Annotated in this window: 18 protein-coding genes and 1 pseudogene; 11 read left to right on the forward strand and 8 right to left on the reverse strand. The window is 43.5% G+C overall.

Annotated elements, in window-relative coordinates:
• Nucleotides 1–15 precede the first annotated feature (15 nt).
• Nucleotides 16–3885, reverse strand: coding sequence for a reprolysin-like metallopeptidase (locus F6K64_RS22915; RefSeq protein ID WP_287266383.1), 3870 nt, complete (start codon nucleotides 3883–3885; stop codon nucleotides 16–18).
• A gap of 1347 nt (nucleotides 3886–5232) precedes the next feature.
• On the opposite strand from F6K64_RS22915, the gene F6K64_RS22920 reads away from it, so the two are divergent.
• From F6K64_RS22920 to F6K64_RS22930, 3 genes are all read left to right on the forward strand, one after another.
• Nucleotides 5233–6579, forward strand: coding sequence for an ABC transporter substrate-binding protein (locus tag F6K64_RS22920; RefSeq protein WP_008177789.1), 1347 nt, complete (start codon nucleotides 5233–5235; stop codon nucleotides 6577–6579).
• Nucleotides 6580–7020: 441 nt separating this feature from the next.
• The gene (locus F6K64_RS22925) at nucleotides 7021–7614 is read left to right on the forward strand and encodes a hypothetical protein (RefSeq protein WP_008177791.1); all 594 of its coding nucleotides are present in this window, start codon (nucleotides 7021–7023) and stop codon (nucleotides 7612–7614) included.
• Nucleotides 7615–7826: 212 nt separating this feature from the next.
• A complete protein-coding gene (locus F6K64_RS22930; RefSeq protein ID WP_008177794.1) occupies nucleotides 7827–8675 on the forward strand; it encodes a carbohydrate ABC transporter permease in 849 nt (282 codons plus the stop codon).
• A gap of 16 nt (nucleotides 8676–8691) precedes the next feature.
• Here F6K64_RS22930 and F6K64_RS22935 read toward each other — a convergent pair whose 3' ends face one another.
• Together F6K64_RS22935 and F6K64_RS22940 are read right to left on the reverse strand one after the other, a co-directional pair.
• On the reverse strand, nucleotides 8692–8820 hold the full coding sequence (locus F6K64_RS22935) for a hypothetical protein (protein WP_267875714.1): 129 nt from the start codon (nucleotides 8818–8820) through the stop codon (nucleotides 8692–8694).
• 153 nt (nucleotides 8821–8973) lie between these two features.
• Nucleotides 8974–9099, reverse strand: coding sequence for a hypothetical protein (locus tag F6K64_RS22940; RefSeq protein ID WP_287248805.1), 126 nt, complete (start codon nucleotides 9097–9099; stop codon nucleotides 8974–8976).
• Nucleotides 9100–9154: 55 nt separating this feature from the next.
• Between F6K64_RS22940 and F6K64_RS22945 the strand changes: the two genes are divergently transcribed.
• Nucleotides 9155–10042 (forward strand): carbohydrate ABC transporter permease, encoded by an 888-nt coding sequence (locus tag F6K64_RS22945; RefSeq protein WP_044491826.1) that lies wholly within the window; start codon nucleotides 9155–9157, stop codon nucleotides 10040–10042.
• Between the two features lie 131 nt (nucleotides 10043–10173).
• Here the strand turns inward: F6K64_RS22945 and F6K64_RS22950 are convergent, their stop codons facing one another.
• Nucleotides 10174–10881, reverse strand: coding sequence for a hypothetical protein (locus F6K64_RS22950; protein WP_008177798.1), 708 nt, complete (start codon nucleotides 10879–10881; stop codon nucleotides 10174–10176).
• A gap of 124 nt (nucleotides 10882–11005) precedes the next feature.
• Between F6K64_RS22950 and petL the strand changes: the two genes are divergently transcribed.
• Together petL and F6K64_RS22960 are read left to right on the forward strand one after the other, a co-directional pair.
• Entirely contained in the window at nucleotides 11006–11104 is a 99-nt protein-coding gene (gene petL, locus F6K64_RS22955) for a cytochrome b6-f complex subunit PetL (RefSeq protein WP_071106406.1), read from the forward strand.
• A 6-nt stretch (nucleotides 11105–11110) separates the two neighbouring features.
• Nucleotides 11111–11281: a hypothetical protein gene (locus F6K64_RS22960; RefSeq protein ID WP_158026727.1), complete on the forward strand. Its 171-nt coding sequence runs from the start codon at nucleotides 11111–11113 to the stop codon at nucleotides 11279–11281.
• 127 nt (nucleotides 11282–11408) lie between these two features.
• Here the strand turns inward: F6K64_RS22960 and F6K64_RS22965 are convergent, their stop codons facing one another.
• Nucleotides 11409–12326: a histone deacetylase family protein gene (locus F6K64_RS22965; protein ID WP_008177803.1), complete on the reverse strand. Its 918-nt coding sequence runs from the start codon at nucleotides 12324–12326 to the stop codon at nucleotides 11409–11411.
• A 76-nt stretch (nucleotides 12327–12402) separates the two neighbouring features.
• A complete protein-coding gene (locus tag F6K64_RS22970; RefSeq protein WP_008177807.1) occupies nucleotides 12403–12543 on the reverse strand; it encodes a hypothetical protein in 141 nt (46 codons plus the stop codon).
• Nucleotides 12544–12884: 341 nt separating this feature from the next.
• Here F6K64_RS22970 and gyrA point away from each other — a divergent pair, with 341 nt between their 5' ends.
• Nucleotides 12885–15500 (forward strand): DNA gyrase subunit A, encoded by a 2616-nt coding sequence (gene gyrA / locus F6K64_RS22975; RefSeq protein ID WP_044491792.1) that lies wholly within the window; start codon nucleotides 12885–12887, stop codon nucleotides 15498–15500.
• Nucleotides 15501–15609: 109 nt separating this feature from the next.
• Nucleotides 15610–16176 (forward strand): Uma2 family endonuclease, encoded by a 567-nt coding sequence (locus tag F6K64_RS22980; protein ID WP_008177811.1) that lies wholly within the window; start codon nucleotides 15610–15612, stop codon nucleotides 16174–16176.
• Nucleotides 16177–16296: 120 nt separating this feature from the next.
• Here the strand turns inward: F6K64_RS22980 and era are convergent, their stop codons facing one another.
• On the reverse strand, nucleotides 16297–17313 hold the full coding sequence (era, locus tag F6K64_RS22985; protein ID WP_008177814.1) for a GTPase Era: 1017 nt from the start codon (nucleotides 17311–17313) through the stop codon (nucleotides 16297–16299).
• Between the two features lie 201 nt (nucleotides 17314–17514).
• On the opposite strand from era, the gene F6K64_RS22990 reads away from it, so the two are divergent.
• The 3 genes from F6K64_RS22990 to F6K64_RS23000 all read left to right on the forward strand — a co-directional run bounded on the left by F6K64_RS22990 (nucleotide 17515) and on the right by F6K64_RS23000 (nucleotide 22637).
• Complete coding sequence (locus tag F6K64_RS22990) at nucleotides 17515–19392, forward strand: DUF3370 family protein (protein WP_008177816.1); 1878 nt, start codon at nucleotides 17515–17517, stop codon at nucleotides 19390–19392.
• A 471-nt stretch (nucleotides 19393–19863) separates the two neighbouring features.
• On the forward strand, nucleotides 19864–21210 hold the full coding sequence (locus F6K64_RS22995; protein ID WP_287263093.1) for a hypothetical protein: 1347 nt from the start codon (nucleotides 19864–19866) through the stop codon (nucleotides 21208–21210).
• 215 nt (nucleotides 21211–21425) lie between these two features.
• Nucleotides 21426–22637 carry an RNA-guided endonuclease InsQ/TnpB family protein gene (locus F6K64_RS23000; protein ID WP_008177823.1) on the forward strand — a complete coding sequence of 404 codons (1212 nt, stop codon included), beginning with the start codon at nucleotides 21426–21428 and terminating at the stop codon, nucleotides 22635–22637.
• Here F6K64_RS23000 and F6K64_RS23005 read toward each other — a convergent pair.
• Nucleotides 22624–23235 (reverse strand): annotated as a pseudogene (locus tag F6K64_RS23005) (type I glyceraldehyde-3-phosphate dehydrogenase); the annotation flags it as partial. The gene F6K64_RS23000 and the pseudogene F6K64_RS23005 overlap by 14 nt on opposite strands.
• Nucleotides 23236–23416 lie beyond the last annotated feature (181 nt).

Genomic DNA, 23416 nt, shown 5'->3' on the forward strand with positions numbered 1-23416 from the left:
TTACAACTGGTCAGATTAGGAAAGAAATTCAAGTCTACTGCTGACATCACTCACAGATACATCGTGTAATACTGCAATCAAATCATTCTTAAAATATAAAGCTGTGCTACCGGGTAACCCATTATCAGCGTCAACCAAATCATATTGATCCGCTACACCATAGAGCTGAATGATGTCTTTAGATTCTAAGTCATAAATCTCTGCATAATCATTGTCGCCCTTACCCTGGTAGAAAGCGCGATGATCATCTCCTAGGATAAAAGTATCTGACCAAGCTCCACCAACAAGAACATCAATTTCACCATTACCTCGGGAACCATTTCCAACTCCATTGAGAGTGTCATTACCGGAACCTCCAATCAAATAGTCGTTACCAGAGCCACCCTTAAGGAAGTCATGGTGCTGCCCACCGTCGAGGAGGTCATCACCCGAACCTCCGATCAAATAGTCGTTGCCAGAGCCACCCTCAAGACTATCATGGTCCCGGCCACCGTCGAGGAGGTCATCACCCGAACCTCCGATCAAATAGTTATTCCCAGAGCTACCTTTTAAGGTATCATGGTCACTCCCGCCATCAAGGGTGTCATCACCCGAAGCCCCGATCAAAGAGTCGTTACCAGAGCCACCCTCAAGGCTGTCATTTCCATCGTCTCCTCTAAGGTAGTCATTGCCAGAGCCACCTTTGAGGGTGTCACCTCCCTTACCTCCTCTGAGACTATCATCTTCTGTCCCAGCCTCGATCAGGTCATCACCCGAACCTCCGCTTAGATTGTCCTCACCTGAACTACCTTCTAGGGTATCGTTGCCTACATCTCCCATGATCCTATCATTGCCAACACCCCCAGAAAGGGAGTCATCTCCCTGACCACCTCCGAGAGTGTCATGACCCGAGCCACCATGGAGAGTGTCATTGCCCCAAGTGCCCCTGAGAAAGTCGTTACCGAAACCTCCCACAAGACTGTCATCCCCAGAACCTCCTGAAAGAGTGTCATGACCCGAGCCACCAATTAGTGTGTCATTATTGCGATTACCCCAAAGCCTATCATCACCATGACCGCCTTCAAGGCGGTTATCGTAACGGTCTCCCCTAATCGATTTGCTTTCCCAATTCTGGTTAAGGACTTCAATCGTGAAAATTTCCTCGTAGCTTTTACCTCCGGAATCCGTGGTGCGGATTTTGATCGGGTGACTAGAGTTGACATCAAAGTCTAAGAGAGTGCCATCTTTGACTTTTAGTTGATCGTCAACAATTTTAAAGCGACCCTGAGCATCATCTAATAATTTATAAGTATGGCTATCTCCCCAATCAACATCCTTAGTAGTCAGCCTAGCAATAGTAGTGCCATTTTTACTGAATTCTTTGACACTGTTGCCATCAAGGCTGATATCTGTCGGAGCAAAATTCTGGTTAAGGACCTCAATGGTGAAAATTTCCTCGTAGCTTTTACCTCCGGAATCCGTGGTGCGGATTTTGATCGGGTGACTAGAGTTGACATCAAAGTCTAAGAGAGTGCCATCTTTGACTTTTAGTTGATCGTCAACAATTTTAAAGCGACCCTGAGCATCATCTAATAATTTATAAGTATGGCTATCTCCCCAATCAACATCCTTAGTAGTCAGCCTAGCAATGGTCGTGCCATTTTCACTCAATTCCTTGACACTGTTCCCAGAAAGGGTGATATCCGTTGGAGCACTATTCTGGTTTTCGAGGACTTCGATACTGAAAGTTTCCTCGTAGCTTTTACCCCCGGAATCCGTGGTGCGGATTTTGATCGAGTGACTAGAGTTGTCATCAAAGTCTATGAGGTGGCCATTTTTGACTTTTAGTCGATTGCCATCAATTTTAAAGCGACCTTGAGCATCATCTAATAATTTATAAGTATGGCTATCTCCCCAATCAACATCCTTAGTAGTCAGCCTAGCAATAGTAGTGCCATTTTTACTGAATTCTTTGACACTCCTGCCATCAAGGCTGATATCTGTCGGAGCAAAATTCTGGTTAAGGACCTCAATGGTGAAAATTTCCTCGTAGCTTTTACCTCCGGAGTCGGTGGTGCGGATTTTGATCGAGTGACTAGAGTTGTCATCAAAGTCTATGAGGTGGCCATTTTTGACTTTTAGTCGATTGCCATCAATTTTAAAGCGACCTTGAGCATCATCTAATAATTTATAAGTATGGCTATCTCCCCAATCAACATCCTTAGTAGTCAGCCTAGCAATAGTAGTGCCATTTTTACTGAATTCTTTGACACTCCTGCCATCAAGGCTGATATCTGTCGGAGCAAAATTCTGGTTAAGGACCTCAATGGTGAAAATTTCCTCGTAGCTTTTACCTCCGGAGTCGGTGGTGCGGATTTTGATCGAGTGACTAGAGTTGTCATCAAAGTCTATGAGGTGGCCATTTTTGACTTTTAGTCGATTGCCATCAATTTTAAAGCGACCTTGAGCATCATCTAATAATTTATAAGTATGGCTATCTCCCCAATCAACATCCTTAGTAGTCAGCTTAGCAATGGTAGTCCCATTTTTACTGAATTCTTTGACACTGTTGCCATCAAGGGTGATATTCGTCGGAGCAGTGTTGGTAGTTTGAGGCTCCTCTTGAACATACTGAACGTCGCTAATATTTGTTATTGTGTCCGGAATAATAATCTCTTCCCATACAGGTGCTTGACTCTCCTCCTCGAAGATAATCTTAAGGAGATCGCTTTCAGAGACTGTATGGTAGTCTTTGAGGGTAATCGAACTATCCGAGCCTAGACCAAGAATCAGGTCATCACCGCTTTGGGTTTGGGTCACACTAGAGAAAGCATAATTGGAAAGATCTAAAGTATCTAGATAGTTCCAACCTTTAATAAGATCATCACCCGTGGAAATTTCAAGTTCATAACCGCTAAAGATATTGGCCGCACTATTGGCAATGATGTAATCGTTACTGTTGGAGTTGATCAGATTTTCAAAAACTGTACCGAATGCGATCGCAGTCCCAAATTCAGACGTAACGTATTCTCTTCCGCTGTCATCGCTCCTAGCTTTATAAGAGCTATCATTGTAAGCTTCTTGGGTGGTCAGAATACCCCCCTCATTCATATCAAAGTGGTAACCTTTCTCCACAAAAGTCAGGTTTGAAAAGTCTAAGGTATTTACACCACCACTATCCCAGAGGGTTTGCTTAATCTCTTCGATCGGTTTGGTTTTACCATAATACTCACTACCATCTGTGTAGTAATTAACGCTGTCAAAGGAGTAAGTAGTATCCCCGTGGTTATACTCCCTAGCTCCATAGATAGACTGTAATGCTTGAATGTCGTAAATCATTGGGGTAATCGCTGATTTCCCAGCAAAGTTATACGACATTACTGTGTTGGTGGTATTGTCCTCGTTAAAGGGCAAAAATGGACCGTGATCATTATCCTCGTATGGATTCGGATGTTTTAACCCCAGACTATGTCCTATCTCGTGAATCACGGTCATGTAGCCATGATTCCCTGGATCGTCAGCAAATCCGTTATTACCTGTGGTGTCGTAAGCTTGGTTCAAATGCACATCCCCGGCCACATCCGACCAATTGCCAACATTGGTATTAAATCCCTCAGGCAAATAGGTATAGGCATAGCCCGGACCATCAGATACCATGTAGCGCAATAGACCATAGTCTGTTGCTGTATCTGCTACCTCATGGAAATCAACAGCAATGTATCTTTCCAGAGTTTCGAGGATGCTTCTGATATTGTCTTTGGTTTTTTCTGATATCTCTGAAACCCCCGTTTCAGGTCCGTAATAAGAACCACTATTGGCATTGTTATAGAAGCTGTAGGTGATAGTATTAGTGTCCCAATGGTGATGATCCAGAAGTGAATCAGCTGAGGAAAATGTGTTAGACATTGCTTTTAGTTAACTCTTACTGCTTGACAAAGCCTAGTTACGGTAAATGATTTGGCGCTCAGGGAAGTTCCTGATTGTTGATGGTTCATGTTTAATGGCTTATTGCCAGTTGCCATGAATCGTAGCTATAACCCCATTCTATAACTATTAAAAACCACTGAATCTCCTAGGATATTTATGTGAAAAACAATAAATCTTAGATAGTTTTTAGACTTAAATTAATCATGAATTATATATGTTTAAAGTCAAGTTTAATATGTGTATACTTTTGGTTTGGCTTTGGTTTTTTTACGGCTTATATGCCCAAAAAAAACCAAAACGTAAATCCGGACAATAATCAGTAATTAAATAAATTAAATTTAAATAAATTAAGTTAGCATTTTTAAGTATGAAATATGAATTTTTATTGAAGTTTTTGATTGTCAATTAAGCCACATTAACATCAGATAGCGTTTTTATTTTAGTTTTGAACATACTACCTTAGGTAATATACAAAATACAAAATGCAAAACGCAATAGGGGAAACAGCTCCAGCGTTTTATTGTCCACTAAAGACCTCCTAGGTTTACATCTCATTTATAAACCCTATAAATAAAGCCTAGGAATAGGGATAAACTCTCAAAATTTTCCAGTTTACGTCGAACTCCAATCCTAGTTATGTGAAGTTAGTATAAAGTTATAACAAATAGATAGAGGCTAAAATCAGTAGTTTTTCTAGGTCACCGTTTATTGGTAAGCATTCAGCATTCAGCTTAAGCTTTTTTTTGTAGGTGATGTCGCCATGATGCCCTTTTGTTCGGTTCGTTCTGTTGCCAGCATCATGAATGGCTGATAGCTGGCAACCATAGCATGGGCTTAGTTGCGTAGGGTGCGTAGGGTGTGTTATATCATGTCAGGATAATTACCCTTAATAAAAATTTCCCCCATCTCCCCATATTCCCCTCCTGGGAGGTTCCCATCTCCCCATCTCCCCACACTTCCCGCGCCCGGGCCCCAAAATTGATGGGTATTCAACCAGACTTGATATTAGGGGCGGGCTTGCCCTCATCTTCAACCTCGTAGCCAGTGTTGCGACAGCCCGCCCCGTAACCCACCACCCAAGGGCGAGCCCTGATTTTCTTGGTAGCCAGTGTTGGGACAGTCGGTCCCGTAACCCACCACCTAGTAGGCTGAAGGGTTACGTTGATCAAGCCTGCCTTTCAAACATAGAGTCTTTCATCTGTGTATTCTGATTTCTCAAGCTTCCCCTCCCTAAGTTGTTGCTCAAGTCATTGAGTGGGGTTATCTTAGAACGGAATTGTACTCACAGTATGAGTGTCATTATTTGCTAAGGCTCATAATTGAAAGATGTTCAGACCCAAATTCTGGATCAAGATAGGTTTTGTCGAACAGATAGGAGAATTTTTGGCGAAATTTAGAACTAAACCGGCTCCTAACACGGTATTTACTACTGTATTTCTAGGTTTATCTTTAGTTTTAGTCGCCTGTGCCCCCAAAGGTAGAGAAAGTAAAAGCAATACGGTTACTATCCTGGGAGTAATGACAGGGGAAGGGGAGCAAATCATCGAACAGATACTAGAACCCTTCACTAAAGAAACGGGTATCAAGGTGGTGTATGAAGCCAGTAGTGATTTCGCCACCCTCCTACCTGTGTTGGTGGAATCTGGAAATGCTCCCGATCTTGCCATGTTCCCTCAACCGGGTTTGATGGCTGACTTTGCTAGGGAAGGTCAACTGGTCCCTCTAGATACCTTCATGGACAAATCCCAGTTATCTGCTGCTTATTCTCAAAACTGGCTAGATTTGGCAACTGTCGATAGTAAAGTATACGGGGTGTGGATTAGGGCGGCGGTCAAAAGCTTAGTTTGGTACAATCGAGCTGCGTTTAAGGCAGCTGGTTACAAAATCCCTAACACCTGGAATGAAATGATGGCACTGTCCGATCAGATTGTGGCAGATGGCGGTGTCCCTTGGTGCATCGGAATAGAAAGCGGTGCGGCTACAGGATGGGTTGGTACCGACTGGATTGAGGATATTATGTTGCGCACGGTTGGTGGGGAAGTGTATGACCAGTGGGTTGCTCACAACATTCCCTTTAATCACCCAGCGGTTAAGAATGCTTTTGAGCAGTTTGGCAACATTGCCCTTAATCCTAAGTATGTGTTTGGTGGTACTGTTGGTATTATTAGCACTCCATTTGGTGACGCAGCCACACCCTTATTTGATAACCCCCCAGTTTGCTATCTGCATCGCCAAGCTAGCTTTCTTACTAGCTTCTTACCTAAAGATGTAGCCCTAGATAAGGATGTGAGTATCTTTCTGTTACCGGGTATTAAACAGGAATTGGGAGTGCCAGTGTTAGTGTCTGGTATTGCGACTGCTATGTTTAAGGATACTCCAGAAGCACGGAAGTTGATGGAGTATTTATCAACTGCCCAACCCCATACTATCTGGGCAAGTCAGGGAGATTATGTTTCACCCCATAAACAGGTTAGTTTGGATGCTTACCCCAATCACATTCTTAAACGTCAAGCGGAAATCTTAGCCAATGCGGATATGGTGCGCTTCGATGGTTCGGATATGATGCCAGGAGCCGTGGGTACCGGGACATTCTGGAGTGGCATTGTTGATTATATTGGTGGGACAGATGTGGATACAGTTCTGAAAACTATTGAGGAAAGTTGGCCAGATTAAGTATGAGGAATTAGGGATTAGTCATTGTCAAAAAAAATATTTATTTAAAATCGCCTTCTAATGTTACTTTAGCAGAATTGCCTGGGAAATCTGTAACTATAAGATACTGAAATCAAATTAAGTCAGTTATTCGCAACCATTTAGCGAAAGGGACAATAGTGCCGTTTAGGCATTAATTACGATTAAATCTCTGAGTGCAATATCAGCAATTGCGCTTCGCTCCGCTGTAACGGCAATCCCTTGGGGTGTAAGCAGGAAGGATATAGTAGGATGTCAGTGACTACTATAAATTTGGCGTTGCTGAATATTTGGGTACTGTATAGTTGGAGCAGTTACCGATTACCGATTACCGATTACCTTTGGATCTTCCATAATTGAGGAACACCGTAAGTTTAGGATTCCCCCTTTAGGCCAAACTCAAGTTTAAATAAGAAATAAGCTATGGATACTAGTCAGATTGATAAATTTGTTTCCTATTGCCAAGGTGAACAGCCACAAAGTGAAGAAGATATGAGACGTTTTTTTATAGGGGTTATTGGTTTTCCCTATGATAAGGAACTTCTATTACAGGCATATCTATTTTTCAATATAAACTCATTATTTCCAACCTGTAGTCAGCTCATCCTGTTTGAAAAGGCTCTAATCCAAGACTATACAAATTTAGGCAAAGTGGATTTTGTTTATCTTAGTAAAAACAAAAAAATATTTTTAATTGAAACAAAATATATTGATACTGAAGCAACAGGAAAACACGAAAGAACTAGAAGAAATAAGCATAGAAATAAGGTAGTGGAACAAGTCATTGATTGGAAATACAAATTGAGGGATTATTGGAATATATCAACTAACCAAATTAATTGTGGAGTATTTACAACCGATCCACAAGTAGGTGATCGTGCAAGGAGCACTGACATTATCGCTAAATCAATATCTATCTATGAACTGGAACGGTGGCAAAAAAATTATAAATTTTATAAATTAGACCATGGCAAGAAACGGGATTCGGTGAGAGATATATATGAGGTGATCAAGTGATCAAGTGATCAGGTGATGAAGTGATGAGGCAATGAAGGATGGTATTGTTCAAAATTGTTACTTTCATTCTCGCCGTTGTCATAGGCTGTGCTGGGGTGATGGCTTTGTTATATGGCATGAATGGCTTGGTAAATCAGCTACCCAATAAAACGCGATTGACCTTGGCCAAAAGGCCACGCTACGCGAACGGTCACGCTACGCGAAAGCATTTTATGGCTTGGGTATACTTAGCCCCTGCTTTAGCATTACTAACCGCTTACCTGATTCTGCCCACCCTCAATACTATCTATATCAGCTTCTTGGATAAGCGATCGCAAAATTTTGTGGGACTGGACAATTACATCTTTGCCTTTACCAACCCTACTATGCTAATCGCTTTTCGTAACAATGTCCTTTGGTTGGTATTGGTAACAGGGTTTAGTGTAGGATTGGGTTTAATTATTGCGGTGCTGGTGGATCGGGTACGCTATGAACCGGTAGCCAAGTCCATAATCTTTATGCCCATGGCAATTTCCTTTGTGGGGGCTAGCGTGATTTGGCGATTTATCTATGCTTTTCGTCCAGCTGGATCAGAACAAATTGGCTTACTCAATGGCATTATTACCCGTTTAGGATTTGAGCCTGTAGGTTGGTTAGTGGAGCGCGAACTTAATAATTATGCTCTGATTGTGATTATGATTTGGTTGCAGACAGGGTTTTGCTTGATTTTGCTCTCTGCTGCAATCAAAGGTATCCCCAAAGATATTATCGAAGCTGCACGGATAGATGGAGCTAGTGAGTGGCAAATCTTCTGGACAATTACTATTCCGATGATACGAGGGACTATTGCTGTGGTTGTGACTACTGTAGTAATAGCGGTGCTGAAAGTCTTTGATATTGTCTGGGTGATGACCGGTGGTAATCAAAATACGGAAGTGATTGCGTCTCGTATGATTAAGGAAATGTTCAATTATCGGAACTTTGGACGAGGTAGTGCGATCGCAGTTATTTTATTACTAGTTATTATTCCAGTTATGATTAGCAATATCCGTCGATTTCGAGAGCAGGAGAACAGCCGTTGATAGTAATATATAATTATTATTTGAATTGTGAACATACTCCCGCTTGGGAAAGGCAAGAGGCAAGAGGCAAGAGGCAAGAGTTAATCAAGTAGCGATGCAGCAAGGGAACAGGTGAGCCAGTGAGGCCAAAGGGGATTTCCCCCATTCGCGACTGCATCAAGACATAGAAGGATTTTGGTTAAGGTCAAAAACGGTAATTATGATTTATTATTTCTAATTGATTTAGAAATGCTATAGTATTCAGATTAAAGTTAAAATTTGATTCTGATGGCGTCACCGAGTTAAGCAACTGTTCTAGCTATGGTTGAAATTCTATAAGGCTTGGGGTGATGCGATCGCATCTTGCCCAGTTGTTTTGCCCAGTTGTTTTGCCCAGTTGTTTTGCCCACTTGTTTAACCACTGCTGTTGTGGGATTGGTTGCACAAAGCGCTTATCTTGGAAAAAAATCGACTATTCCAGACATGACTTTAACCCAGCTATGGTACCAAAACCGCTCTTTGTAGCAAAATCCCAACATCTACAGCAATTCTTCTGGAAAATCCCGATTCATCTGACCCTGATTATCATCTCTTTGATCTGGACTCTACCCACTGTTGGCTTGTTCATTAGTTCCCTACGCTACCGAGATGATGTGCTCAAAACCGGTTGGTGGTCAGTCTTCCAACACCCCTTCAATTTCACCCAATACCACCTCGGTAACTATATTGATGTGATTACCTCCGAAGGGATGGGACAGGCATTTCTCAATAGTCTGGTTATCTCGATTCCCGCTACAGTCATTCCGATTGTGATCGCTACTTTTGCTGCCTATGGGTTTGCTTGGATGAAATTTCCTGGTCGCCAAGTCCTGTTTATGGTAGTAGTTGGTTTGCTGGTAGTCCCGTTACAGATGACTCTGATTCCGGTATTGCGAGTCTACGGATATCTAGGACTTTCCGGTACATTATTAGGTATTTGGTTAGCCCACACAGGCTATGGTTTGCCCTTAGGAATTTATTTATTGCGTAATTATATTGCTAGTTTGCCTCAGGAGTTAATCGAAGCAGCAGCAGTGGATGGTGCGTCTCATCTGACCATAGTTACCCAGCTGATTGTGCCTCTATCCATGCCTGCGATCGCATCATTTGCCGTGTTTCAATTTCTCTGGGTATGGAATGACTTGCTAGTTGCTTTAGTCTATCTCGGAGTTACACCAGACGTTGCCCCGTTAACGATCCGATTAACAAATATAGTAGGTTATCGTGGGCAGCAGTGGCATCTTCTTACCTCTGGTGCATTTATCACCATGATTGTACCACTGATTGTGTTTTTTGTTCTACAGCGGTACTTTGTGCGGGGGATTTTAGCCGGTTCGGTTAAGGGTTGAAACTCTTATCTATAGCAGTTCTTAATTGGGAGAGGTACTTTCGTCCTGGGTTTTAGGGAGCTTCAACAGCTGGGAGTAGGGAGTAGGGAGTAGGGAGTAGGGAGTAGGATTCAGTTTATCGAGGGTGAGATTCAGGGCTGACCTACTTTAGGTAATTCTGTTTCATTGGAGAGAGCGAAATTATCTAAAGAAACCTTTGCTGAATAGGCAATAGCATCCCGCTGGTACAAAATTAATAGGCTATTTGCGTTTAGAACCTTGTAACCCAAAAATCTATCTACTCCACTTACTACTTCCTGATAGTCATTACCATTGTAATGGGTAAATGCTATTGTGAGCATATCATTGTTTGTTAATCTTCCATCACCATTGGTATCTTGTTTAATAAGGTGGTATAAAACTGCTATAACTGGTTTAGATTCAACCCTGTTATTAGCTCTATCATTAGTTTCTGAAATGAAGCTATCGCTAGTAATTAGATAGTCATTATTAGCAAAGATCCATTTGCTTTTCCCTGTTTCACTATCCAAAAACAAATAGTTTATAGTTGAGCGTGTCGATTTGCTATAATAGGATTGGGTATAAGATTGGTCTGAGTAAAGCGGCACCATTAGATAGGTTGTGCCATCAACCTCCCTGAGATTACCCAGCTCCCACTCTTGAGAGCTTGAGCTATCGTCATTAACATTAACAATGTTAATCCCCTGGCGCTCTCTCGTAGTGCTTTTGACTATCTCGATAGCAGCAAAAGCTAAAACTGCTATTGCTAGCAATCCAGTAGCCATAATAACAATGGCATTAAAGCGCCACACAAAACGAAAAAATTTATTGTCTTCCATGTTTGTTCACCGTTGACTATTGACGGTTGACTATTGACGGTTGACTATTGCTCTGAGGAATAAGACTCAAGATCAGGTAAAATTAGGTAATATTATTATAATAGTCAATTTTTGGGAGAATAATATGATCTCTGGAGCAATCGCTTACTTTGTAATTCTAGCTGGTGCCACTGTTGTGGCTCTGACTCTATTTTTTGGACTTAGAGCAGTTAAGTTGATCTAACTACTCTTGTTTCCAAAACAATTAAAGCAGTATGGCGGGTTGAAACATTTAATTGTTTTGAGTATAGCCGCATACTGTAGCGCTATAGTTAACCGTAAGCATTCAGCAGTCAGCGGTCAGTGGTCAGCTTATTTTATTCAAAAGTACTGCGCTACGCGCACCCTGCGCAAAAAGTAGCCTAGTGACACAGGCTTCGACGTTGGGACCACCTAACCCATAAGCTGATACGCGACACGCTGATAGCTGAATGCTTACAGTTAACCAGCTATACTTACACCTAGCTATACTTACCCAGATCAACTCTCTAAGTCAAACAAGCTTCAATTGTTGCTAGCACCGACTGAGCTAGAGCAGTGAGTTCATACCCCCCCTCTAAACCAAAAACAATCCGACGAGTTAGTTGCAGACAATAGTTCGTAAATAGCCCATAATCATCTGGCTGCAAGGCAATATTTGCCAAAGGATCTGCGGCATTAGCATCATAACCAGCACTGACAATCAATAAATCTGGCTGAAATTTGGTTAAAAATGGCATCACTTTCTGTTCAAACATAGGCTGGTAATCTGCTAACGTGCTGCCTGGTGCCATGGGAAGATTGAGGACATTATTGTGAAACCCCTGTTCACTGGCTTGGCCTGTACCAGGATAGCAAGGGGATTGATGAAGGGAGATGTAGGCAATGCGAGCATCTCGTTCCACAACATCTTGAGTGCCATTGCCGTGATGGACATCCCAGTCTAAGATGGCAACCCGTTCGACTTCCGATTGCTCTAAGGCGTAGTAAGCTGCGATCGCAGCATTGGAAAATAAGCAAAACCCCATCCCTCTCTGACGTTCAGCATGATGACCAGGGGGACGGGCTAGAACAAAGGCTGAATTATTGGTAGTGAGGACTTGATCTACCGCATCTAGCCAAGCACTAACGGCGAGTAGGGCAACATCGTAACTGCGGGGGGATATCCCTGTGTCCGCATCTAACCTGCCACCATTACTCCTAGCAATTTTTTCAACTGTCTCAATGTAGCGCTGGCTATGAATTTGTTGTACTAGAGGCATCACTCGACGAGTTTCCACCGCTGTCGGTAACTGCCACTTAATTTGGTCAGCCCAAGGTGCAGCTTTGATGGCATTCACAATCGCCGTTAAACGTTCTGGTCGTTCTGGGTGAAACCGACCGTTATCGTGTTCAAGAAACTCATCGGAGTAAATGACAGGGAACATATTATAGCACGATTCAGCCAAAATTATGGAAAAACGTTTTAAAGCAAGGTACTTGTGAATAGATTAACCTTTCCGATTATTTCATCAGGTGATCCCTAAACAGACCAAACACGACACCAAAAGCGATCAGAGCTAGAGCGAGGCTGGCAGGGATTAAATCTGGTCTCAAAATGAAGGCAAAAATAGCTAAGCCGATCAAAACATAGGATAGTTTCATCAAAAACTCCTTAGTTGTTGGGAACTTCTGAGGTTTAGTCAGGGAAGGAAAACAATCTGGTGGTATAGACCGCCAGTCAACATCAGCAAGAAGAGGTGAATGTCCTAAGCTGCCCTAGGAAATTTTCGGTCTTTTTCCCATAATTTTTGCACAAGAAGCGCGAATCTGCTCATTGTCTAAGGCTTGCCCGTGGTTCTGTTACCGGCTATAGTCGAGATTTTGTGTTAAAATTTAAAAATAACCAGCCAAATTTGGAAAATAAAGGTGTTAAAAGCCTCTTTTGAGAGATTTTAACCGATTTTTTTAGCAAAATCCTCGATAATAAGGGAGTTTGTCCAACTATGAGTACATCCCAAGAACGCATTGTCCCGACAAATTTGCGGAACGAAATGTCCCGGTCTTATTTAGAATACGCCATGAGCGTCATAGTAGGTCGGGCATTACCAGATGCCAGGGATGGGCTCAAGCCAGTACACCGAAGGATTCTCTATGCGATGCATGAGCTGGGATTAAGCCCAGAGCGTCCGTTCCGCAAATGCGCTCGTGTGGTGGGGGAAGTGTTGGGTAAGTATCATCCCCATGGGGATACTGCTGTTTATGACGCTTTGGTGCGCATGGCTCAGGATTTCTCCATGCGATCGCCTCTGATTAATGGTCATGGAAATTTTGGCTCAGTAGACAACGACCCCCCAGCGGCAATGCGTTACACAGAGTGCCGCTTGCAAGCGATCGCTACCAATGCCCTACTCCGGGACATTGAGTCAGAAACTGTAGACTTTGTTGATAACTTTGACGGTTCCCAGCAAGAACCGACTGTCTTACCGGCACGGATTCCCCAATTACTGCTCAACGGCTCATCGGGGATTGCTGTGGGTATGGCAACCAATATCCCCCCTCATAACCTGGGAGAGTTGGTGGATGGCTTAGTGGCCGTGATCCATAATCCCGAAATCACTGATAAGGAATTAAGGCGGTATATCCCTGGTCCAGATTTCCCCACTGGGGCACAGATTTTAGGAACATCGGGTATTAAAGATGCTTACACCAGTGGTCGGGGTTCTATCACCATGCGAGGTGTGGCAGAAATTGAAACCATTGGGCAACGAGGTCGTCCAGACAAGGAAGCCATTATTATTACTGAGCTACCTTACCAAACTAATAAGGCAAGTTTAATCGAAAAGATTGCTGAATTGGTCAATGATAAGCGCATTGATGGCATTTCCGATATTCGGGATGAAAGCGATCGCAATGGCATGCGCATCGTAATCGAACTAAAGCGCGATGCTTATCCCAAAGTTGTCCTGAATAATCTCTACAAGCAAACCCCCCTCCAAACTAATTTTGGAGCAAATATGCTAGCCCTGGTGGGCAATGAACCCCAGTTGCTGACCATAAAGCAGTTCTTAAACGTTTTCCTGGATTTCCGCATTGAAACCATTACCCGACGGACTCAATATCAATTGCGCAAAGCTGAGGAACGGGATCATTTACTGCAAGGGTTACTAATTGCCCTAGATAGCTTAGATGCTGTGATTGCGGTGATTCGGGGGGCGGCGGATACGACTACAGCACGAGGACAATTAGTTACAGAATTTAGTCTATCTGAAGCCCAAGCTGATGCTATTTTGCAAATGCAGCTGCGCCGTCTGACTGCTTTGGAAGCCCAAAAGATTCAAGCTGAGCATGAGGAATTACAAGTTCGGATTGCGGATTTAAGGGATATCCTAGCTCGCCGAAGTCGCATCCTGGAGATTATTGAAACTGAAGCCCAGCAACTGAAACAGAACTTTGCCACACCACGCCGCACACAAATTCAACAGGTTGAAGGGGAACTGGATGATACTGACCTGATTGCTAATGAAAAAGCTGTGATTCTGCTGACTGAGCAAGGGTATATCAAACGCATGCCTGTGGATGAGTTTAGAGCTCAAGCTCGGGCAACTCGTGGTAAAGCTGCTGCCAGGATCAAAGATGATGATGAGGTAGAGCATTTCTTCACTTGCTGCGACCACGATAGCATTTTATTTTTTAGCGATCGCGGTGTAGTGTACTCTCTGCGTGCCTACCAAATCCCGGCTGTATCTCGCACCGCCAGGGGGGTACCGATTGTGCAGATGTTACCCATTCCCCACGAAGAAAAAATTACTTCTATTGTACCGGTATCTGAATTTACGGATGATGAATATCTAGTCATGTTAACTCATAAGGGTTACATCAAGAAAACTGCTCTAGATGCTTTCAGCAAAATTCGGGCAAATGGATTAATTGCTATTTCCCTCGGGGAAGGAGACCAGTTGCGGTGGGTACTTCGTGCTAGGGAAGAAGACAGCATCATAATTGGGTCTCGTCATGGCATGGCAATTCACTTCAAGTGTGACAATGATCAACTCCGCCCCCTCGGTCGTGCGACCAGAGGAGTTAAGGCTATGAAACTAAAGGGTGATGATGAATTAATCGGTATGGATATTTTGTCCGGTCAAATCATCGCTAGTCTAGCTGCTGCTGAGGATTCAGAGGAAGAGACAGAAGACCTTAGTGATTCTGAGATGGTGGAAACAGCAGCTCAAGGTCCTTGGGTATTAATTGTCACTATGGGAGGCTATGGTAAGCGGGTACCGGTATCCCAATTCCGGCTACAAAACCGTGCGGGTATGGGAGTTCGCTCAACCAAATTCCGTTTACCCAAAGACCAACTGGCAGCCCTACAGGTAGTTAATGAAGGGGATGAATTGATGATAGTCACTAGTCGAGGGATTATCATTCGTCAAGCTGTTGATGCTATTTCTCCCCAATCTCGCATGGCAACTGGGGTCAGAGTGCAAAAGTTAGATGATGAAGATGCGATCGCAGCGGTTGCTTTGGTTCCCATTTCAGATCAAGAGCAGGAAATCGAAGAGCAGGAACTCCCAGACCAGGAACTCCCAGACCAGGAAGAGTCGGTAGATTCAGATAAATAAACCACTAGAAATAAACCTACAATAGGTTTTTGTAGACGGTTAACCGTCAACCGTCTACAAAACCCACCTTAACTACACTAAGAAAACGGTTTTCTAGGAGGCAACTCAAATGATTCAAACTGCCAAAAAGTTTTACACATTTGAAGACTATCTTTCCTACCATGATGACACTGACTACAAGTATGAGCTTGTTAATGGAGAGCTTATTGCTATGCCACCTGCTAGTGGACTACATGCCCTGATTATGCTTTTTTTATTCAAGCAATTTGATAGAGAAATTGAGAGGGTTAGTTTAGATTGGGTTGTTATGCCTGGTAATCTTGGGGTTCGCACAGCTGAGAATAAATCTAGAATTCCTGATTTAGTCATTATCTCAGAAAATCAGCGGCAAGCTATCAGTTCCATGTCATCAGCGGTGCTGGAATCAGCACCACTACTAGCAGTAGAAATTGTTAGTGCAGGTAATCCCCAAGATGATTACCGCTACAAGCGTTCTGAATACGCGGTGCGGGAAGTGCCTGAATATTGGATTGTTGATCCAATTAAGTCTAAGGTTTCGGTTTTGCGTTTAGTTGATGGGTTTTATGATCTGACAGAATTTACAGGAAATAAAAAGATTGAATCACAAACATTTCCCGAGTTAGCTTTGACAGTTGAACAAGTATTTGCAGTTTAGACTAATTGTTAATGATTAAGTATTAAAATTAGCTCTTGAACCAAGTTTAAAATTTATCTGTATTTCTATCACTCATAAGTTTACATAGCAAAAAATACTATAGCTATAGTAGACTTACTATTACTTCTCAACCCGATATCCCAACTCTAATAACCGTAAGCGAGATTGTCGCCATTTCGGTTTTACTTTCACAAACAATTCCAGGTAAACTTGACCAGCAACTAACTTTTGAAGTTGTTGACGAGCCGCAGTACCAATTTGTTTGAGCATATTACCCTTTTTTCCAATTAAAATACCTTTTTGGGAGTCTCTCTCTACATTGATCGTAGCAAAAATACGGGTAATTTTTGGTTGCTCCTCTACTAAATCAATAGTAATAGCAACCGAGTGGGGGACTTCCTCACGAGTTAGGAGTAAGATTTGCTCTCGAATCAATTCCCCCATGATAAACCGTTCTGGCTGGTCGGTTAAGAAGTCAGGGGGATAATAATATGGCCCTGGTTCTAAGCGTTCAATTAATTTCTGCTGCAATAGGTCTAAGCGATCAGCTGTCAGGGCAGAAAATTTTACGACTTCCCAGCCTTGAGCAGTAGCTAGTTTAGCATAACTAGCATCGATTGATTCTCCCCTACTGTGTCGAGGTTGTATATCTGATTTGTTCACACCCAAAATTACTGGTGTCTTAGTATGGCTCAGTAGATCAACAATAAAGCGATCGCCTCCTCCCGCCTCCACCGTACTATCCACCACCAACAGCACCACATCCACTAACTCAATCGCTATTTGGGCATTTTTCACCAAGACCTTACCCAGTTGATGATGAGGTTTGTGAATCCCTGGCGTATCCACAAAAATCAACTGAGCTTCCGGTGTGGTCAAGATACCTCGCAGCCGATTTCGGGTGGTTTGAGCCACGGGCGAAGTGATAGCAATTTTTTGCCCTACCAGTTTATTCATCAGTGTGGATTTCCCCACATTCGGACGTCCTACAATCGCCACGAAGCCAGACTTAAACCCATCTGGAGCAACCGGAATAGTTCCTAGAACTGATGGCTTGATAACTTTTTCCTCTAGGTTATCTTGGGAAGAGTCTATGGTCGAATCATCTTGGTCTTGGATTTTAGAATTGTCAGTCATTGAACCAATCGTAGTTTTTATTGTTTTATTATGAAATTTATGTTAGCAACATAGATAAGGACTATGTTGAGTATGTTGTTACAGGGGATAACACCCCGGTTAATTGACCAACAATATCATAAATAGAACTGATCGTGGGCTTGAAGTAAAAAATTCCAAGTTAGTTACCCACACTCAAGCAGTTTAGACTACATACTACTTATGACCAATACCGCTACTTTCCCTGACCTGGAAAATCATTGGGCGAGAGATTGTATCAACCAACTGCGGGATCGTAAGTTGGTCAGTGGTTACCCGGATGGTAAATTTCGTCCTAATTCTAGAATTACCCGCGCTGAGTTTGCCGTCTTAATGCTGAATGCCTTTCCCTCAGCACCGATTCAGCGGGGTGGTATTCGTTTTAAGGACGTACCTAGTAATCATTGGGCCAAAAATGTGATTCAAGATGCCTACAAGCGAAGATTTTTTTCGGGCTATCCTGGCAGACGATTTAAACCCAATGAGTCCATTTCTCGAGTGCAAGCGATCGCAGTTTTAGCAGGAGCAAAGAATTTCCCTATCCCGTCAGATCCCGATGGAACTATCAGACGGTATTTTACTGATGCTACCCAGATTCCCCAGTATGCTAAAAATGCGATCGCATCCGCAGCAATTAATACTATTGTGGTTAACTATCCCAATATCAAACAGGTCAAACCAAATCAGAGTGCTACCCGTGGTGAAGTAGCGGCTTTGCTGTGTCGGGCGTTAAACATCTATGCTGTTCCACCTCAGTATATTGCTGGAGTGGAAGTTTATCCTGATGATGTTCGTAGTTTACCAGGGCAATTGGATCAGGTGCCTGTCTTTAATAGCAATAGTCCAGAACTAGTCAGAAGTGAGGGAATTTTGCTGTCTACGTTTTCACCGGAAGGGAAACAAGTTGCTTCTGCCCACCTTGACTATGGCTTTAATGGACGGTTTGATATCTTTAGCCACCATATTGCTAGAGCAGAGACTCAGGCGGAAACCCATCCCCTTTACCAAGGATTGATAGTTTATAATCCCAATGACACACCTGTTACAGTGGACGTCTTGCAAGGGGCGAGTTATCTGTCTACCCCAGATGCACCGTTTATCTCGTTGCCGGATATGGTAGATAATCCCAACGGTACAGTCTATGCTGGTCCTGGCAGTCGGACAATGAATGATGTACTCAGGGGAATTCTCAAAGAAATGTTTCCCGCTAAACTGGTGCTGAAGGCAAAACAAAGCCAGATGTTAATGAATCAGCCAATTCCAGTTAAACGATCACCAGCTTCCAATGGTCGTTCTACCATGATGCGGTTACGAAGTGATGGGATGGTGTATCTGGCTAACTTAGCGATGAAAGCCCCTCGTGATGGCAATGGAAACTATCGGGAACCTACGGTAGCAGAATGGCAAAACCTACTGGATACGGGTAGCTTAGCTCAACCCCGTGGACCGATACCCACTCCTCTCGAACCACCTCAAGAACCGACGGTGTTTGGTCGGGTGGCTGGTGTTTCCCAAGGTTCTCAATGGCAAGTGCTGATTCAAGATAATCCAAATGTTAACTATTTGAGTATTCCTCAGCTCGGGCAGGCATTTTCTTATGTGTTGGGGACCCTACATCTGATTACTCTGAGTACAGGGCAAATTCAAAGTGCACCGATGTTAAGGCGCTATCCCGATACGGCCTACTTTGCCCACAGTAATTATGGGGTAGAATACAATATAACTTTACCATTGAAGAATACTACTAATCAACCCCAAACGGTGACGGTATCGCTGCAAACGCCATTGAAGGATGAGGGGGGTACTGATCGACTGCTGTTTTTGAACCCACGGGTTGAAAACGTGTTCTTTCGGGGTACACTCAGAATAAATTATGATGATGATGATCGAAAGGCTCAGACGCGCTATGTGCATTTAGTGCAGCGACGAGGACAGCCAGGGCATCCATTGGTGACGTTGAATTTAGCCCCTGAAGAAGTTAGGCAGCTACAGGTGGATTTTCTCTATCCCCCGGATTCGACACCACCCCAGGTGCTTACAGTTCGGACTTTGGAGGGTTAGGAGAGTTGGAAATCGGCTCACAAATGCAAGGTCGCAATGGCGCGTACGCACAATCAAATATTAATCTCGATTCTAGTAGTCTGACGGATTTAGCATGAATCTGCTATTGTGTAACGTTAGCACCATACTAAACTTTATCAAAAATAGCTGATGCGAGCAAAAGCGATCAGTATTAACTATTTAGGAGTTTAGTTATTGCTGACGAAGTTTTGCCTAAGATCATCAAACAAGCAGAAATGCTGACTCTAGATGATAGAGATGATCTAGTTACGGCAGGTACTGCCTAGGGATATACCTAGAATTGCTGTCGGCACCAGAACAACTATATCACACTCAGGTTGCTAGATAACTGTTGCTAGATAACTATTGATACGTTGATCACTTATGCCTTCTCAAACCTTTATCGTGCGTGCTCATACTCGTACGATCCATACCCGTCCAGTTACCTTTTTCTGCCCGAAATGCAATCATATGACTACTCGTGAGTGCTATCCTGGTAAGCCTCCTAAATACTGTCTCGAATGTAGTCCGAGGCGGAAACGTCAGCAAGATGAGCTGTATATACCCGAAAAGGGGATGTTCAAGCCAACACACAACTTGGTTAATCTTACCAGTGGTCAGAAGACACCAGTATGTCTGGAGAAGTCCCCCCAAGCTGGGTGGCTTTTTGTGAGGACAGCCCTAGATTGGTTTAGCGGGGAAAGCATCATCAAGTATCACACAACTAAAGGGGTTTACAGCCAGGAGGTGCCGTTGGCAGATTATATCGTCGAAGCTCTACCAGCTGGCGAGATCACCACAGCATTTCCATCAGCTACCTCTGCTAAAAAGAAGATTACTCCTGCTAAATCTTCATCAGAGCTAATTTTAGTAGAACCCTACAGTGTGAAGAAGATGTGCGATCGCTTCCGGTGCGGGGACAGGTTACTCAAGAGGATGCGCACTGACCCAAACTTCAGCCAGTGGAGTCGCTCTCGGGATCCCGAGGGCATCACTTGGGAGTATCGGCAAGGAAAATATTTTCCTTTAGTTGATCAGGTTAATCAGGTTCATCAAGAATCATCAGACACCTTTGAACCTGAGATCGATGAGACTACTCCCACCACTAATGGGTCATCCCAGGGTATTTTAGTAGAACCCTACAGTGTGAAGAAGATGTGCGATCGCTTCCGGTGCGGGGACAGGTTACTCAAGAGGATGCGCACTGACCCAAACTTCAGCCAGTGGAGTCGCTCTCGGGATCCCGAGGGCATCACTTGGGAGTATCGGCAAGGAAAATATTTTCCTTTAGTTGATCAGGTTAATCAGGTTCATCAAGAATCATCAGACACCTTTGAACCTGAGATCGAGGAGATTACTCCCACGACTAATGGGTCATCCCAGGGTATTTTAGTAAAACCCTACAGTGTCAAAGAGATCTGCGATCGCTTCCGTTGTGGGGACAGGTTACTCAAGAGGATGCGGACTGAGCCAAACTTCAGCCAGTGGAGTCGCTCTCGGGATCCCGAGGGCATCACTTGGGAGTATCGGCAAGGAAAATACTTTCCTTTACTTAATCAGGTTAATCAGGAATCACCAGCCACCTTTGAACCTGAGATCGAGGAGACTACTCCCACGACTAATGGGTCATCCCAGGGTATTTTAGTAAAACCCTACAGTGTCAAACAGATGTGCGATCGCTTCCGTTGTGGGGACAGGTTACTCAAGAGGATGCGCACTGACCCAAACTTCAGCCAGTGGAGTCGCTCTCGGGATCCCGAGGGCATCACTTGGGAGTATCGGCAAGGAAAATATTTTCCTTTACTTAATCACCAATAGTTCATTAGTCTCAAACGGAGTCAGCAGATGCGTTCGCGTAGCGTGGCCGTAGGCCAATCGCGCCCCGCGTGACCTACGGTCAATCGCATCTGCTTTACCAAAAATTTTGGGTCTAAAGCCCCGTCCTTCTAGGACGGCTTTTTTCTTGGACTATTACTTTACAGTTTTATACAACTCTGCTAATATAAAAGTATATAAAATAGGGTCGAAATTCGGTGATTATTTTAGAGTTTAAAGCGAAAGGGAAAGAGTCCCAATACTCAGCCATTGACGAGGCTATTCGGACAGTTAAATTTATCCGAAATAGCTGCATCCGTTTATGGATGGACAATAAAGGGACTGGAAAAGGTGATTTGAGTAAATACTCTAAAATCCTTGCCAAGAATTTCCCTTTTGCGAATGAGTTAAACTCTACTGCTCGACAAGCTGCGTCTGAGAGAGCATGGTCATCGATAGTTCGCTTTTACGATAATTGTAAGAAAAAAGTCTCAGGCAAAAAGGGTTTTCCTAAATTCCAGAAACGCGCTAGATCTGTTGAATACAAAAAGTCGGGATGGAAACTGTCACCTGACAAAAAGTCAATAACATTTACGGATAAAAAAGGGATTGGGAGGCTTAAGCTCAAAGGTACCTGGGACTTGTGGCGCTTTGATAAGAAGCAAATTAACCGGATTCGGATAGTCAAGAGAGCTGATGGGTACTATGTTCAATTTTGCGTTGCAGTCAACGTGAAAGAAGACGTGGAGCACACTGGCGAAATGATCGGATTGGACGTAGGACTTAAAGAGTTCTATACAGACTCCAATGGTCACTCAGAACCTAACCCCCGATTCTACCGGAAGGGAGAAAAGCGACTAAAGTTTTATCAACGTCGAGTATCTCGCAAAAAGAAAGGCTCGTCCAATCGCAGGAAAGCCATTAATAGACTGGATAGGCATCACCTCAAAATAAGTAGGCAACGTGAAGAGCATGCTAAGAGACTGGCACGTTGCGTAATCCGATCTAACGATTTGGTCGCCTATGAAGATTTGAGGGTCAAGAACCTAGTTAAAAATCATTGTCTAGCTAAGTCTATTAATGATGCAGGTTGGTATCAATTCAGAAAATGGTTAGAGCATTTTGGTACTAAGTTTAGCAGGATAACTGTTGCGGTGAATCCTGCTTACACCAGTCAAAACTGCTCTGATTGCGGTGAGGTAGTCAAAAAGTCTTTATCCACTAGGACTCATGTCTGTGAATGTGGATGCGAACTTGATCGCGACCACAATGCTGCAATCAACATTCGCAATAGAGCCGTAAGTACGACGGGGCACGTCGGAACTTGGGTTATCGACCCGAACGCTTCAGGAGATTTGGCCTCTACTCTTCTTGGTTCCGGCCAGGTTGAGCAAGTCGGATCGTTGAGTGAAGAATCCCCGCTCTTATAGGGCGGGGAGTGTCAATTGGACCATCTACCGTTGGCTGGGTAGCAGTCATGGCATGGATGGTAGTCATTAACCCTTCCGCTAGCCCAAAATTGTCATTAATCACTTTAGCAATGGGAGCAAGACAGTTAGTTGTGCAACTGGCATTGGAAACGATACTATCAATACCTGGGTTATAGGTATCGTGATTGACACCCATCAACAGGGTGGGAACCAAATCAGGGTTTTTAGTAGGAGCAGAGATTACCACCCGCTTCGCTCCCGCTTGTAAATGCTTAGATGCCCCATCATAGGTGGTAAATAGACCCGTAGATTCTACTACATATTCCACACCGAGTTTCGTCCAAGGCAGTTCCTCTGGGTTTTTAATTGAGACACAGGGGATTTTCTTGCCATTGACCACAATTCCATCAGCTTCAGCTTCTACGGTACCCTTGAAACGACCATGGGTTGAGTCGTATTTGAGTAAATAGGCGATAGTCTGTGGTGGAACTAGGTCATTAATGCCCAGCACTTCGATTTCTGGGTAGTTGAGGGCAGCACGGAATACGAGTCGTCCGATACGACCAAATCCATTGATACCCACTTTGACAGTTGCCATGGACAAATCTCCTTTAAGAGGTTTACAAATTTACGTTTGTCGATAATTAAGAATCCTGATCCAGCGATGCAGCCTAGTCTTGGGGAAACCCCCACTCGCGCTCTGCATCAAGACAATGTCATCCAATAGAGAAGATTAATTCTTCCTTTATTGTTGACAGCTGGGAGCATCAAAACTATCA

This window comes from Moorena sp. SIO3A2 (genome assembly GCF_010672265.1).
Lineage (GTDB): Bacteria > Cyanobacteriota > Cyanobacteriia > Cyanobacteriales > Coleofasciculaceae > Moorena > Moorena producens.